Raw genomic sequence first — 14,943 nt, forward strand, 5'->3', positions numbered from 1 at the left:
TGTTGACACTCCGGAAGCCTGGGCGTCTACTCCAAGACAACGTTGTCTCCCGGATTGGGAGGAGAGATGCGCAATAGATCCAAAGTCCTACAGGCCGGTTTTGCCCTGGTGATGGTCGCCGCGGCAGCGGGCTGCGGTGGCGACGACGCCGGTGGCGAACCGGTGGTCGGGTTGATCACCAAGACCGATACGAACCCGTTCTTCGTGAAGATGCGAGAGGGCGCCCAGGCCGCGGCCGAGCAGCAGGGCGTCGAGCTGCAATCGTTCGCCGGCAAACAGGACGGCGACAACGAGGCCCAGGTGCAGGCGATCGAGAACCTGATCTCGGCCGGTGCCAAGGGTTTCCTGATCACACCGAGCGACTCCAAGGCGATCGTGCCCTCGATCGACAAGGCGAAGCAGGCGAACATGCTGGTCATCGCCCTCGATACGCCGACCGACCCGGCGGACGCGGCCGATGCCACATTCGCGACCGACAACTATCAGGCCGGCAAGCTGATCGGGCAGTGGGCGAAAGCCAAGTTCGATGCCGACGGCACGCAGGCGAAGATCGCGATGCTCGATCTCAACGCGAACCAGGTCTCCGTCGACGTGCAGCGTGATCAGGGATTCCTCGAGGGATTCGGTATCACCAACGGAGACCCGAACAAGATCGGCGACGAGAACGACCCGCGGATCGTCGGGCACGACGTCACCGACGGCAACGAGGACGGCGGGCGTACCGCGATGGAGAACCTGCTCCAGAAGGACCCGTCGATCAATCTGGTCTACACGATCAACGAACCGGCGGCGGCCGGCGCGTACCAGGCGCTCAAGTCGGCCGGCAAGGACTCGGACGTCACGATCGTCTCGATCGACGGCGGCTGCCCGGGCGTGGACAACGTCAAGAACGGTGTGATCGGCGCGACCTCGATGCAGTTCCCGCTCAAGATGGCGCAGCTCGGCGTCGAGGCCATCTCGGCGTACGCGAAGGACGGCACCAAACCGCAGAACACCGCCGGGAAGACGTTCGTCGACACCGGTGTGCAACTGATCACCGACGACCCGCAGACCGGCGTGGAGGCCAAGGACTCCGCGTGGGGCGCGCAGAACTGCTGGGGCTGAGTGATGACGACCAGCACCGACTTCGAGGTTCGGAACCGTGACTCGATCGGGTTGCGGGTGCAGCACGTGCTGCACGGCAACCCGGTGCTCGGCCCGCTCGCCGTGCTCCTCGTGGCGACCGTCGCCTTCTCCATCGTCAACCAGCGCTTCATCGCGGCGGCGAACCTGTCGCTGGTGCTCGCGCAGGTGACCGTCATCGCGACGCTCGCCCTCGGGCAGACGCTGATCATCCTGACTGCCGGCATCGACCTGTCGGCCGGCGCGATCGCGGTCTTCTCGTCGATCCTGATGGCGAACTTCTGCGTGAAAGCCGGGATGCCCGGCGTCCTCGCGCTGCTGCTCGGCCTGGCCTGCGGCACGGCGATGGGCGCGCTCAACGGGTTCCTGGTGACGCGAATAAAACTGCCACCGTTCATCGTCACGCTCGGCACGCTGACCATCTTTTTCTCACTCAACGCGGTGGTCAGCCAGAGCGAGACGGTACGCGGCGCCGACATGCCCGGCCTGATGACCTGGACCGGCGAGAGCATCCGTTTCGGGCAGTTCCAGGTCACCTACGGCTCGATCGTGATGCTCGTGCTGTTCGGGTTCTTCTTCTACGCGCTGAGCTGGACGGCCTGGGGCAAACACGTCTACGCCACCGGTGACGACGTGGAAGCGGCCCGGCTGGCGGGTATCCGTACCGGGCGGGTGCTCTTCTCGGTCTACACGATCGCGGGCCTGCTCTACGCGATCGCCGGCTGGATCCTGATCGGACGGCTCGCGTCAGCCAGCCCGAACGTGGGCACCGAGTACAACCTCGACTCGATCACCGCGGTGGTGCTCGGCGGCACCAGCCTCTTCGGCGGCCGCGGTGGCGTGATCGGCACCCTGATCGGGGCGCTGATCGTCGGCGTCTTCCGCAACGGCCTGCAACTGGCCGGCGTCGAGGTGGTCTGGCAGGGCTTCGCGATCGGCCTGCTCGTGCTGATCGCCGTCTCCCTCGACCAGTGGATCAGGAAGGTGAAGGCATGACGACGCCGGTGCTCGAAGCGAGGAGCCTGACCAAACGGTACGGCCGGGTCGTCGCGATCGACGGCAGCGACCTGGAGCTCTACCCCGGTGAGATCCTCGCGGTGATCGGTGACAACGGCGCCGGCAAGTCCAGCCTGATCAAGGCGTTGTCCGGTGCGCTGGTGCCGGACAGCGGCGAGATCCGGCTGGACGGTGATGCGGTCCGCTTCCGCAACCCGATGGACGCTCGTGCGGCCGGCATCGAGACCGTCTACCAGACCCTCGCGGTCGCGCCTGGCCTGGACATCGCCGACAACCTCTTCCTCGGCCGGGAGGAGCGCCGATCCGGCCCGTTGGGATCGATCTTCCGGATGCTGGACCGCAAACACATGCGTTCGGAAGCCCGGCGGCACATGAGCGACCTGGGCGTCGGCACCCTGCAGAACATCCGCCAGGCCGTCGAATCGCTCTCCGGCGGTCAGCGGCAGGCGGTCGCGGTGGCCCGGTCCGCCGCGTTCGGCAGCAAGGTGGTGATCCTCGACGAGCCCACCGCGGCTCTCGGTGTGAAGGAGAGCAACCGGGTGCTCCAGTTGATCCGCGACGTCCGGGATCGTGGCCTTCCGGTGATCCTGATCAGCCACAACATGCCGCACGTCTTCGAGGTGGCGGACCGGATCCACATCCAGCGGCTCGGCCGCCGGATCGCGGTTATCACTCCGAAATCGCACAGCATGTCGGACGCGGTCGCCATCATGACGGGTGCCGCACCGCCGCCTGAGGGGTAATACGTACGGCATGACTATCGGAATCACAGGCGCCACCGGAAACGTCGGATCCCGCGCGGTCCGTCTGCTGATCCAAGCCGGTGTCCGCCCACGGTTACTGGTCCGGGATCCGGCGCGGCTGGATTCCGGCACCGCCGAGCTGTCCGAGATCGCCCAGTGCGACCTGCTCGACCCGACGGCACTCTCGGCAGCGATCGAAGGCCTCGACACGCTGCTCTGGATCACGCCGGAGAACTTCACCGCCGCGGATCCGCTGGCTGAGATGAGCGCGATGGCGGCGGCGGGTGCCGCCGCGGCAGAACACCATCGGGTACGCCGAATCGTGCTGATCAGCAGCGTCGGAGCTGAACGTGGCCACGGGGCCGGCCTGATCGACGGGCTGGCCCGGTCCGAGGAGGCGTTCACCGACATCGGGGCGCATGTGGCGGTGCTGCGCAACGGTTACTACTTCACGAACCTGCTCGGGAACCTCGACGAGCTGCGCGACGGCCGGCTCACCACCACGATGCCGGCCGACCGGCCGATGCCGTGGGTCGACCCGCGTGACGTCGGCGAGGTGGCGGCCGCCCTGCTGCTCGCCGGCCACTGGTCCGGCACCGTGGTCCAGGCCGTGCACGGCCCCCGCGACCTGACCTGGTCCGAGGTCGCCGAAATCGTCGGCCTGATGATCGGCCGGAAGATCAGCTTGGACGTGGTGCCGGACGAGGCGGTGGCGGCCGGACTGAGCCAGGCCGGCCTCTCCGACGCGGCGGTGGCCGGGCTGATCGGGATGACCGCCGGTTTGCGCGACGGGTTCACGCCGGAGCAGTCGCGTACCGCGGTGACCACCACACCTACCACTCTGGCCTCGTGGGTGGCCAGCACTCTCGCACCGGCGCTCGCGGCCTGACGGTTTCCCTCAAGGGGCAGCACGCCGCGACGATGAAGGGCGCATGTTGCTCCGCCGTGCACGCCGGCGCCCGCACGCTCGCACCAGCTCACGGCTGTTCGCGACGTACGCGGCGGCCAGCCTGGTACCTGTGGTCGCCCTCGGGGCGCTCGTGTTGCACAGTTATCGCAACGACGCCGCGGAGCAGGGCCGGGCCCAAGGGCTGGCGCAGGCCGCGGTGATCGCCGAGATGGCCGTCGCGCCGGCGCTGAACACCGAGGATCGCACCGGTGGGGCCGGGATCGACGACGGCCTCACCGCGGAGCAGTCCGACGGGATGCGGGAGGCGACCGAGCAGGCCATCTTCCGGGGTTCGGTCCTGCGGCTGCGGCTGCGTTCCTTCTCCGGCCGGGTGCTCTTCTCCGACGACGGGTCGACGAGCGGCGGAGTGCCGGTCGCCGATGCCGATTTCCAGGCCGCCGCGAACGGCGAGTCCCGGGCCACGGTGATCGGCACCGAGGTGATCCGGGTGCTCCAGCCGCTGGTGGCCAGTGCATCGGGTCAGTCCATCGGGGTGATCGAGCTGTATCTGCCGTACCGTGCGATCGCTGACCGCTTCCATGCGCAGGTGAGTCAGACCTGGTGGCGCATCGGCGGCGGCCTCGCCGCCCTCTACCTGGTGCTGGCGCTGCTCGCCTGGTGGACCACCCGCTCGCTGAGCCGGTACGCGGCCCGCCAGGAGCACCAGGCCATGCACGACATCCTGACCGGCCTGCCGAACCGGGCGGCGTTCCGGAAGCGGGCCGAGGCTGTGCTGCGTGAAGGCGGCACCGGCGCGATCGTGCTCAGCGACCTCAACCGGTTCAAAGAGGTCAACGACACCCTCGGCCACCACGCCGGTGACGAGCTGCTGCGGATGGTCGCCGGACGGATGCGCGCCGCACTCGGCCCGGACGACCTGCTGGCCCGCCTCGGTGGCGACGAGTTCGCCATCATGCTGCCGGGTCGCAGCGCCGCCGAGGCGGTGACCCTGCTGAACGAGGTCCGCAACCGGATCACCGCCGAGATGATCCTCGACGGTGTGCCGCTGAACATCGAGGCCGCTTTCGGTGTCTCGGTGTACCCGGAGCACGGCACCCAGCTCAAGGAACTCAAGCAGCACGCCGACTTCGCGATGTACCAGGGCAAACGCGGCGCTACCGGCATCGTCGTCTACTCGGGCGACGGCGCCGGGCACCCGCACCAGTGGCTGGTCATCCAGGCCGAGCTGCGGCACGCGCTGGAGCGCGAGGAGCTGGTGCTGCATTACCAGCCCAAGGTCGCCCTGCCCGGCGGCGAGGTATGCGGGGTGGAGGCGCTGGTCCGCTGGCAGCACCCGCAGCGTGGGCTGCTCCCGCCCGGCGAGTTCCTGCCCGCTGCCGAGCACTCCGGCCTGATCGTGCCGCTCACCGAGTGGGTGCTGCGCCGGGCGCTGGCCGACCAGGTCGGCTGGACCGCGACCGGCCAGGAATGGACGCTGTCGGTGAACGTGTCGGCGCGCAACCTGGAGGTTCGCGGCTTCCCGGAGTTTGTCGAGGACCTGCTGGTCGCCTCCGGCGTCCCGCCGCACCGGCTGATGCTGGAGATCACCGAGACGGCGCTGGCCGGCGACACCGACGAGGTGGTCCGCGCGATCACCGAGCTGGGCCGGTACGGCATCGGCATCTCGGTGGACGACTTCGGAACCGGGTACACCAGCCTGTCCCACCTGCGTGGGCTGCCGATCACCGAAATCAAGATCGACCGGGCGTTCGTGGCCGACGTGGCCCGTGACCAGCAGAGCCAGGCGATCGTCCGCTCGGTGATCGAACTGGCTCACGGGCTCGGCAGCCGGGCCACCGCCGAGGGTGTCGAGACGCCCGAGGTACGCCGCTGGCTCGCCGAGGCCGGTTGCGACGAGGCGCAGGGATATCTGTTCGGCCGGCCGGTGCCGTGGCCCCAGATCTCGGTGAATGAGCAGACCGCCCACGTAGAAGGAGTCACCCGATGAAGGTCGTGCACTGGGCACTCGCCGCGGTTCTGCTGGCTGCTGCCGGGGGCTGCACCGCCGCGGCTCAGCAGCCGTCGTCCGGCGCGCTCGACATCACCGGCGGAGTGACCGCCGACCAGTCGCTGCACGACCAGTTGCCGGAGACGGTCCGGGCGCGTGGCTCGATCCGTCTCGTCACCGATGCCAGCTATGCGCCGATGGAGTACTTCGCGGCGGACGGCCGTACCATCATCGGTTTTTCTCCTGATCTTGCCGCCGCGCTGGGTGAGGTGCTCGGTGTGCGTGCCGAGATGGTGACCGGCAGTTTCAGCAGCGCGCTGGACGAGGTCGCCGCGGGTGAGTACGACGGGGTGCTGTCGTCGATGACCGACACGACCGAGCGGCAGGTCAAGGCCGACTTCGTCAATTACCTCAACACCGGTACGTCGATCGTCGTGCAGCGGGGCAACCCGCGGAAGATCGGGGTTTTCGAGGACCTCTGCGGGCAGACCGTCGGTACGGAGAAGGGCACATACCAGGAGGAGATGCTCAAGCGGCTGCAGGCGAAGTGCGGGGACCGGCCGCTCGTGATCGACAGCGAGCCGACGAACGCGGACGCGCTGGTGCTGCTGCGCACCGGGCGGGTCAGTGCCGTCCCGATCGACTTCCCGCCCGCGTCGTATCTGGTCAGCCAGGACCGGACCAGCGCTTTCTACCAGCTGGCCTCGGAAGCGCAGTACGAGCCCGGCCTCTTCGGTATCGCCGTGGCGAAGGACAACGTCGCGCTGCGGGACTGTCTGCGCGGGGCGTTGCAGCGGTTGATCGACTCCGGTGTCTACGCCGAGCTGCTGTCTCGCTGGAGCCTGGATTCGAGCGCTGTGCTCAGCGCCACGGTGAACGGGACATCGACAGGCGTCTGAAAACTACACGTGCGTGTAGTAGCCTATACGTGTGAGTAGCACTGCGAGTGACCTGACCGCCCGCGCCCGGATTCGTGACGCCGCGATCGCGCTCTTCACCGAGCGCGGCATCGCCGGCGCCACCGTGCGTGACATCGCGCAGGCCGCCGGCGTCTCGTCCGGGCTGCTGCGGCACCACTTCGGGTCGAAAGAGGGCCTGCGTGACGCCTGCGACGAGTGGGCGCTGGCCCGGGTCGCCGAGCTGCAGATCCGGTTCACCGAGTCGCAGGCGATCGGGCCGATCACGCCCGAGGTGGTGGGCATGCAGCAATACCTGGTCCGCTCGCTGATGGACGGTTCGCCGCGTGGCCTCGCGATGTTCGCGCAGACCGCGGCCCGCGGTGAGGACTGGCTGGCCTCGACCGATCTGAAAACCGAGGACGCGCGTGCGTTCGTGGCGGTTCTCGGTGCGATGAAGCTGGGCATGTTCCTGATGCGCGACCAGCTGTCGTCAGTGCTCGGCGAGGACACCGGCGAGCTGCCGGGTTATCTGCGCGTCCTGCGTGCGTCGGTCGAGATCTTCTCCCAGCCGCTGCTCACTCCCGAACAGGCCGATCTGGCGCGCAAGACGCTGGACCGGCACGGCAATCTCTGAAACGGAGTTGTCATGACAGAGGCCATCGATGTCGAGGGATTGGTCAAACGGTTCGGCGCCGTCACCGCCCTTGACCAGCTCGACCTGCATGTCCGGACCGGCGAGGTGCACGGCTTCCTCGGGCCGAACGGCGCCGGCAAGACCACCACCATCCGGGTTCTCCTGGGGCTGATGCGGGCCGACGGCGGCACCGCGCGGCTGCTCGGCGGCGACCCCTGGGCCGACGCGACCGCGCTGCACCGGCGGTTGGCGTACGTGCCCGGTGACGTCACGTTCTGGCCGCAGCTCACCGGCGGTGAGGTGATCGACCTGCTCGGGCGGCTGCGCGGCGGGCTCGACCCGAAACGCCGGGACGCCCTGATCGAGCGGTTCGAGCTGGATCCGCGCAAGAAGGGCCGGACGTACTCGAAGGGTAACCGGCAGAAAGTGGCGCTCGTCGCCGCGCTCTCCTCCGATGTGGAGCTTCTCGTGCTCGACGAGCCGACCTCCGGGCTCGACCCGCTCATGGAGGAGGTGTTCCGCGAGGTGATCCTGGAGGAGAAACGGCGCGGCGACCGCACCGTGCTGCTCTCCAGCCACATCCTCTCCGAGGTCGAGGCACTCTGCGACCGGCTCACCATCATCCGGGCCGGCCGGGCCGTGGAGACCGGCACCCTCGCCGACCTGCGGCACCTGACCCGCACCACGATCCGCGCCGAACTGACCGGCCCGGTCAACGGGCTGGCCGGGATCGCCGGCGTGCACGGCCTGACCAGCGAGGACGGCCGGGTCGCGTTCGACGTCGACGCGGATGCTCTGGAGCCGGCGCTGAAGACGCTTGTCGCGGCCGGTGTGCGCAGCCTGATCAGCCAGCCGCCGTCGCTGGAGGAGCTGTTCCTGAGGCATTACACGAAGTCCGAGGCGCCTGCCGCGACGGCCGAGAAATGACCGGCACCGGCCGGCTGCTCCGGCTCGTTCTACGCCGCGACCGGTGGATAATGCCGCTGTGGATTGTCGGGTTCGGCATCCTTCCGTACGTTTACATCGCCGGCTTCGAGACGCTCTTCGCCTCCGCGCAGGAACGCATCGATTACGCCCACATCAGCGCCGCCAACACCGGATTCATTGCGCTGTACGGCCCGCTGCACGGCGACAGCCTCGGTGAACTGGCCGTCTGGCGCGGTGGCTTCGTGCCGTTGATGATCGGCCTGGCCGCGTTGCTCACCGTCGTCCGGCACACCCGGGCCGACGAGGAGTCCGGGCGTACCGAGCTGGTCCGCGCCACCGTCGTCGGCAGGTACGCCCAGCTCGCTGCCGCCCTGATCGCCACGGCCGGCGCATCGCTGCTGATGGGGCTGGTGGTGGCCGGCACGATGATCGGAGCGGGGCAGCCGGTCGCCGGCTCGAGAGCGCTCGGCGTCGTCTTCCTCCTCAGCGGCTGGATGTTCGCCGGCGTCGGCGCGGTCGCTGCCCAGCTCACCAGCGGTGCCCGTAGCGCGCGCACCGTCGGTGTCGTGACGCTCGGTGTGTCCTTTGTGCTGCGTCTCGGCGGGGACATCTCGGACGATCGGGAATTCCTTGCCTGGCTGTCACCGATCGGCTGGGTTCACCGCGTCTTTCCTTATGGGGAGAACAACGGGGGGCCCGCAGTGCTGGCAGTGGTTTTCGCGATCGTCACGGTGGGCGTTTCGGCGTACCTTCTGGCCCGCCGTGACATGGGCGCGGGCTTGCTCGCCTCGCGGCTCGGACCAGCGACGGCGGCCGCGTCCCTGGGCTCGCCCCTCGCGCTGGCCTGGCGGTTGCATCGGGGTCTGCTCGTCGGGTGGACCGCCGGGTTCGCCGCGCTCGGCCTGGTCTTCGGCGGTGTCGGCAGCAGTGTCGTGCAGCTCGCCGCCGACTCCGGCGGTGTCGACGAGGTCTTCAGCCGGATCGGCGGGTCCGGCGCGGTGACCGATGCCTATTTCGCGACGACGGCGGCGGTGTGCGGTCTGATCGCCGCGTGTTACGCGGTGCAGGCGGCGCTGCGGATGCGTGACGAGGAGCAGAGCGGTCATGCCGAGCCGGTCCTGAGCACGTCCGTGGGCCGGTTCGCCTGGGGTGCGTCGCACCTGCTGTTCGCGCTGCTCGGCCCGGCCGTGGCGCTGCTCGCGCAGGGGTTGCTGGCCGGTGTCGTGCACGGCACTCCGGGGCCGGTGCTTGCCGCGTCACTGGCCCAGCTGCCGGCCGTCTGGGTCCTCGCCGGCGTGACCATGCTCCTGGTCGGCACTTGGCCGAAAATGGCGTCCCTCGCCTGGGGCGTGATCGCCGCGTGTGTGCTGTTGCTGCTGGTCGGGTCGCTGCTCAAGTTCGATCAGTGGGTGCTCGACCTGTCGCCGTTCACCCATGTCCCGCACCTGCCGGGCGGCACGTTCACGCCGCTGCCGCTGGTGCTGCTCACAGCGGTCGCCGCGGCCCTCGGCGGCCTGGGGCTGCTGTCCCTGCGCCGCCGCGACATACCCCGCTGACCTACCGCGCTCTGCCGCGCGTCAGCTCCACGGCGTGTGCAGCCTCAGGCGCGATCCAGGGGCGATCCAGGGGCGATCCAGGCGCGATCCAGGCACGCTTCGGTCGCTCAGCGGGCGCTCAATTCCGCCCTTCAAGATCCGGCGGATCCACCGGCCGGTCCGGGCGGTCCGAGCGGTCCGAGCGGTTTGGGCGTGCCGTGCGGTCCGAGCGGTCCGGGCGTGCCGGGCGGTCCGGGCGGTCCGGGCGGTCCGGGCGGTCCGGGCATGCCGTGCGGTCTGGGCGGTCTGGGCGGTCTGAGCGTGGCATGCGGGTCGTGCGGGTCGTGCGGGTCGTGCGGGTCGTGCGGTCACGAAGTCGACACGATGGCTGGCCCTGCTGGCTGGACATGCATGGGCGGGTCGCCGCGACCCCGGTCCTGGTCCGCTGATCCGGGGCGGTTCAGGTTGGTCGTCTCCTGTGCGCCGATCGGCCGCGCTCCGGCCCAAGATCCAGTCCGGCTGGCTGTCGCGGTTGTCTTAGGCGTGCTGAGGCAGCCATGAGCCTGCTGGCTAAATAGGCCGGCGTCCCCGCAAGCCGTTGCTGGCGTCCAGCCGAGTGGCACGAGCCGGCCGTTCTACGATCTTGGAGACTTCTGGGTGCGGAGTGTTACTCGCTGTCACGGCGAGGTGAACCCGTCCCGCATGTATGGAACATAGTGGTGCCTCCCGGCACTGCCCGTTACCAAGATCGGCAAATGATGCCGCGAGCAGAACACGCAGAGCAACCAATGCAGGTCACCGACAATCCACGAACCACCGCTCTGCGGGGAGGTCTCCAGCCCTGCTCCGCCGCAGCCCTCCCGATGCGTGTTGATTTAGGGTGCGATTCGAACCCGAAGTCCACACGGGCAGCTGTGTCGTGGCGTGCGTGTCGGTATTGGGTGCGGATTGCACCCCAAATCAACACAGCGAGCCCTAACTCGACACGTTGGGCCCTGGTCGAGCGGTCGTGGACCGAGGATCCCGCTCTGGCGGCGGGATGCTGCCGGGCGGACGGGAGGGGATGCTGCCTGGGCGGACGGGAGGGATCCTGCCCGGGCGCCGATCGAGCGACCGGTAAGCGCGGGCGGTGAGCTTCACGCACAACGCGTGAACTCGCCGCCCCGGCAGAGCCGCATGAAACGGGCTGAAACCGTCAGACCGAACCCCCGCTGACGAACCCGAGCAGGCGGACCTTGCCCGGATCGCTGCAGGGAAGGGGAAAGGCGTCAGTGGCCGGTGCTGCCTCGTTTCGGGAGGATCAGCTCTTCGTGGTCGAGCTCGCGGTTCAAGACCCGGAGACTGTCGTCGCCCAGGCGGGCCGCGTCGCGCCAGCGGAGGAGTTCTTCGCGTTCGGCGTCGATGACGGCCTGGCGGACCATGAGAGCCGCCTCGTACTGCGGTGAGATCGGCACCTCGCTGGACCCGCCCTGCTCCAGCAGATCGAGGCGTCGGCGGTACCGGTCCAGGCGGACCTCCAGCTGCTGGCGCATCGTCTCGATCGCCTCGTCCTCGACGTTGTCGTGCTGCTGCTCCTGGATGTCGTCGAGCCGGTCCAGGGCGGCGCGGACCGCAGCCGAGCGGGCCTCGTTGCGTTCCCGGGCACGGTCGGTCTGGTTGGCCCGCAGGCCCAGCCGGCGCACCAGCGGCGCGAAGGTGAGGCCCTGACCGACCAGGGTGACCAGCACGACCGAGATGGCGCAGAAGTGCAGCAGCTCGCGGTCGGGGAAGCCGGCCGGCAGGGTGAAGATCGCAGCGAGCGTGATGACACCACGGGTGCCGGCCCAGCTCATGATCGCCACTTCTTTGCCGGTGAGCGGCACCTCGCGCGCGTCGTCGTTGTCGTCATCGTCGATCTGGCCGCCGAGCCGGGTGTGCAGCGAACGCGGCATCCACTGGGTGACCATCAGCCAGAGCGGGCGCAGCAGCAGGACCACGCCGAGCGTGATTGTCAGGGCGATGACGATCGTGCTGGTCTCGTACTTGGCGAGGCCGTCGATCACCTTCGGCACCTGCTGGCCGATGAGCAGGAAGACCAGGCCCTCCAGCAGGAAGTCGATCAGACGCCAGACCGCGCTGGTCTGCAGCCGGGACGCGCCGGTCGTGTACCTCGGGGTGTCGTGGCCGACGATCAGGCCGGCGACCACCACGGCGAGCACGCCGGAGATCGTCACGTAGTGGTGGACGAACGCGTTCTCACAGATCAGGTACGCCGCCAGCGGCGTGATCAGCGACAGCGCGTTGGCGTTGAGCGGGTCGGACCGGAGCGCCTTGAGGAACCGCACCGCGTACGCGACGGCGACACCGACGAGCACGCCGCCGGAAGCGGAGATGACGAACTGACCCACCGCGTTGTCGAAGTTGAAGTCGCCGCGGGAGTGCGCGGTCACCGCGACCGTCAGAATGGTCAGCGCGGTGGCGTCGTTGAGCAGGCCCTCGCCGGAGATCAGCGTGACCATCTTGCTCGGCAGCCCGGCTTTACGGCCGACGGCGAGCGCCGCGACCGGGTCAGGCGGTGCGACGGCCGCGCCGAGGGCGACACCGGCGGCCAGGGTGGCCCCGGCCACCCAGAGCGAGAAGCCGAGGCCGATCAGGAGTGCGGTGACCAGCACCAACGCCACGGAAAGGCTGATCACCGTACGCATGTTGCGCCTGATGTCCAGCAGTGATGAATCCAATGCCGCGTTGTAGAGCAGCGGCGGCAGGATGAAGGTCAGGACGAGTTCCGGTTCCAACTCGAGGTTCGGTCCCGGTAAGTACGCGTAGGCAATGCCGATCAGGGTGAGCAGGACCGCGGCGGGGAGGCCGGTCTTCTCGGTGACCCAGCGCACGGCGACGATCACCGCGACCGCGCCAAGGGCGAAAAGCAGGATCTCCTCGAGACTCATTCGATCATTCTCGCTGTTGACCTGCACACGTGAGTCGCCGAGGTCGCGGTTTAACGACCCGTTAACTTCTGCTGTGCCGTGGCGAGAGCCTGCTGGTGGCTCTGAACGATCGGCAGCGCCTTGGCGGCGAGCTTGGTGACCTTCGGCTCGGCACCGGTATCGATGACGACCATGGCCAGTTTGATCGCCCGCTCGTGCGCGATCAGCTGACTGCCGAGGAACAGGGTGTCGAACGCGGCGCCGGACGTCGATTCGTGCTGCTGGATCAGGGTCTGCTGCTCGGAGTTCGGCTCGGCCGGAAGTTCGACGTCGAGGCGGGCGGCGGTCTTGCGTACCGCTGTGTCGAGCTTGCGGTGATAGGCGGCGAGTTCGCCGCCCAGTTCTCGGATCGGCTCGGTGGTCGCCTTGCGCTTGGCGACCTTGCCGAGTGTGATCTGGGCGAGATTGCCCTGGTGCGCTGCGATCAGGAAGTCGGCGTCCGGGCCGAGGGGGCGGGCCTGGGCCGCGGAGGCCGTGCCCAGGACGAGCAGGGCAGCGGCACTCAGTGTTGCGATGATGTGACGGAATGACATGAACGCATGATAAGCACGCATTAAGCGGGTTTTTTGGACAAAAGAGAGGGCCGCCCGAGGGCGGCCCTCTCACGGGTCAGATCAGTACCGGTAGTGCTCCGGCTTGAACGGGCCCTCGACGTCGACGCCGAGGTACTCCGCCTGCTTCTTGGTGAGGGTGGTCAGCCGGACGCCGAGCGCGTCCAGGTGCAGCCGGGCCACCTTCTCGTCCAGGTGCTTCGGGAGGACGTAGACCTGCTTGTCGTACTCGCCCGGCTTGGTCCAGAGCTCGATCTGGGCCATCACCTGGTTGGTGAACGAGTTCGACATGACGAAGCTGGGGTGGCCGGTGGCGTTGCCCAGGTTCATCAGACGGCCCTCGGAGAGGACGATCACCGAGTGGCCGTCCGGGAAGCGCCACTCGTGCACCTGCGGCTTGATCTCGATCTTTTCGATGTTTTCCACGCGAGCGAGCCCGGCCATGTCGATCTCGTCGTCGAAGTGACCGACGTTGCCGACGATCGCGTTGTGCTTCATCGCGGAGAGGTGCTCGACCGTGATGATGTCGGTGCCACCGGTCGTGGTGATGAAGATGTCGGCGTCGCCGACCACGTCCTCGATCCGGACGACCTGCATGCCGTCCATCGCGGCCTGCAGCGCGCAGATCGGGTCGACCTCGGTGACCACGACGCGGGCACCCTGACCACGGAGGGTCTCGGCGGAGCCCTTGCCGACGTCGCCGTAACCGCAGACCACGGCGAGCTTGCCGCCGAGCATCACGTCGGTGGCCCGGTTCAGGCCGTCGACGAGCGAGTGGCGGATGCCGTACTTGTTGTCGAACTTGCTCTTGGTGACCGCGTCGTTGACGTTGATCGCCGGGAAGAGCAGCGTGCCCTCCTTGGCGAGCTTGTAGAGACGCGCCACACCGGTGGTGGTCTCCTCGGTCACGCCCTTGATGTCGGCCGCGATCTTGGTGAAGCGCTGCCCGTCCTCGGCAAGCGAACCACGCAGCGCCTCAAGGATGATCGAGTACTCGTGGTTGTCCTCGGCGGTGGTCGCCGGAACCGCGCCGGCACCCTCGAACTCGACACCCTTGTGCACGAGCAGGGTGGCGTCACCGCCGTCGTCGAGGATCATGTTCGGGCCCTGGCCGTTGCCGAAGTCGAACAGGCGCATGGTGGCCCACCAGTACTCCTCGAGGGTCTCGCCCTTCCAGGCGAAGACCGGAACGCCGGTGGGGGCGTCGACGGTGCCGGTCGGGCCGACGACGACCGCGGCGGCCGCCTCGTCCTGGGTCGAGAAGATGTTGCAGGAGACCCAGCGGACCTCGGCGCCGAGCGCGATCAGCGTCTCGATCAGCACGGCGGTCTGCACGGTCATGTGCAGCGAACCGGCGATGCGGGCGCCCGCGAGGGGCTTGCTGTCACCGAACTCGGTGCGCAGCGACATCAGGCCGGGCATCTCGTGCTCGGCGAGACGCAGCTGGTGGCGGCCGGCCTCGGCCAGGCTCAGATCGGCAACGGCGAAGTCGAGACCGTTGATGGATCGAAGTTTGGCGTTAGAAGAATCAGTACTCACAGAAGAGGGCCCTCCCTCTCAGGAGGCGCCCTTTCGTCATCGAACCCTGCCGAGCGTGGCGGGTTCCAGGACCCGTTGCAGCGCCTCTCGGAAGGGCGAGTCAACTTTAGCCG

The 14,943-nt window shown here is 68.4% G+C and carries 12 protein-coding genes and 1 riboswitch; of the genes, 9 read left to right on the forward strand and 3 right to left on the reverse strand.

Annotated elements, in window-relative coordinates; genetic code table 11:
• The first annotated feature begins 66 nt into the window (after positions 1–66).
• Genes ACQP2E_RS02085 through ACQP2E_RS02125 form a run of 9 tightly spaced genes read left to right on the forward strand, consistent with a single transcriptional unit; the run spans position 67 to position 9,795 of the window.
• Complete coding sequence (locus ACQP2E_RS02085; protein WP_433828198.1) at positions 67–1,104, forward strand: substrate-binding domain-containing protein; 1,038 nt, start codon at positions 67–69, stop codon at positions 1,102–1,104.
• Positions 1,105–1,107: 3 nt separating this feature from the next.
• The gene (locus tag ACQP2E_RS02090) at positions 1,108–2,118 is read left to right on the forward strand and encodes an ABC transporter permease (RefSeq protein WP_433828199.1); all 1,011 of its coding nucleotides are present in this window, start codon (positions 1,108–1,110) and stop codon (positions 2,116–2,118) included.
• Positions 2,115–2,882, forward strand: coding sequence for an ATP-binding cassette domain-containing protein (locus tag ACQP2E_RS02095; protein WP_433828200.1), 768 nt, complete (start codon positions 2,115–2,117; stop codon positions 2,880–2,882). The genes ACQP2E_RS02090 and ACQP2E_RS02095 overlap by 4 nt, the downstream gene beginning before the upstream one ends.
• 10 nt (positions 2,883–2,892) lie before the next feature.
• Positions 2,893–3,771, forward strand: a complete 879-nt coding sequence (locus ACQP2E_RS02100; RefSeq protein ID WP_433828201.1) for an NAD(P)H-binding protein — start codon at positions 2,893–2,895, stop codon at positions 3,769–3,771.
• A gap of 43 nt (positions 3,772–3,814) precedes the next feature.
• Positions 3,815–5,779 (forward strand): putative bifunctional diguanylate cyclase/phosphodiesterase, encoded by a 1,965-nt coding sequence (locus ACQP2E_RS02105; RefSeq protein ID WP_433828202.1) that lies wholly within the window; start codon positions 3,815–3,817, stop codon positions 5,777–5,779.
• The gene (locus ACQP2E_RS02110; protein ID WP_433828203.1) at positions 5,776–6,678 is read left to right on the forward strand and encodes an ABC transporter substrate-binding protein; all 903 of its coding nucleotides are present in this window, start codon (positions 5,776–5,778) and stop codon (positions 6,676–6,678) included. Before ACQP2E_RS02105 ends, ACQP2E_RS02110 begins: the two co-directional genes overlap by 4 nt.
• Before the next feature lie 31 nt (positions 6,679–6,709).
• Complete coding sequence (locus ACQP2E_RS02115; RefSeq protein ID WP_433828204.1) at positions 6,710–7,312, forward strand: TetR/AcrR family transcriptional regulator; 603 nt, start codon at positions 6,710–6,712, stop codon at positions 7,310–7,312.
• Between the two features lie 12 nt (positions 7,313–7,324).
• Positions 7,325–8,239 carry an ATP-binding cassette domain-containing protein gene (locus ACQP2E_RS02120; RefSeq protein ID WP_433828205.1) on the forward strand — a complete coding sequence of 305 codons (915 nt, stop codon included), beginning with the start codon at positions 7,325–7,327 and terminating at the stop codon, positions 8,237–8,239.
• Positions 8,236–9,795: an ABC transporter permease gene (locus ACQP2E_RS02125; protein ID WP_433828206.1), complete on the forward strand. Its 1,560-nt coding sequence runs from the start codon at positions 8,236–8,238 to the stop codon at positions 9,793–9,795. Before ACQP2E_RS02120 ends, ACQP2E_RS02125 begins: the two co-directional genes overlap by 4 nt.
• A 1,247-nt stretch (positions 9,796–11,042) precedes the next feature.
• Here the strand turns inward: ACQP2E_RS02125 and ACQP2E_RS02130 are convergent.
• The 3 genes from ACQP2E_RS02130 to ahcY all read right to left on the reverse strand — a co-directional run bounded on the left by ACQP2E_RS02130 (position 11,043) and on the right by ahcY (position 14,830).
• Positions 11,043–12,701 carry a Na+/H+ antiporter gene (locus ACQP2E_RS02130; RefSeq protein ID WP_433828207.1) on the reverse strand — a complete coding sequence of 553 codons (1,659 nt, stop codon included), beginning with the start codon at positions 12,699–12,701 and terminating at the stop codon, positions 11,043–11,045.
• Between the two features lie 50 nt (positions 12,702–12,751).
• Complete coding sequence (locus tag ACQP2E_RS02135) at positions 12,752–13,273, reverse strand: DUF4142 domain-containing protein (RefSeq protein WP_433828208.1); 522 nt, start codon at positions 13,271–13,273, stop codon at positions 12,752–12,754.
• An 81-nt stretch (positions 13,274–13,354) separates the two neighbouring features.
• A complete protein-coding gene (ahcY, locus tag ACQP2E_RS02140) occupies positions 13,355–14,830 on the reverse strand; it encodes an adenosylhomocysteinase (protein WP_433828209.1) in 1,476 nt (491 codons plus the stop codon).
• 16 nt (positions 14,831–14,846) lie between these two features.
• Positions 14,847–14,925: riboswitch (S-adenosyl-L-homocysteine riboswitch) on the reverse strand.
• Positions 14,926–14,943 lie beyond the last annotated feature (18 nt).

Source organism: Actinoplanes sp. CA-015351 (assembly GCF_050955685.1).
GTDB lineage: Bacteria > Actinomycetota > Actinomycetes > Mycobacteriales > Micromonosporaceae > Actinoplanes.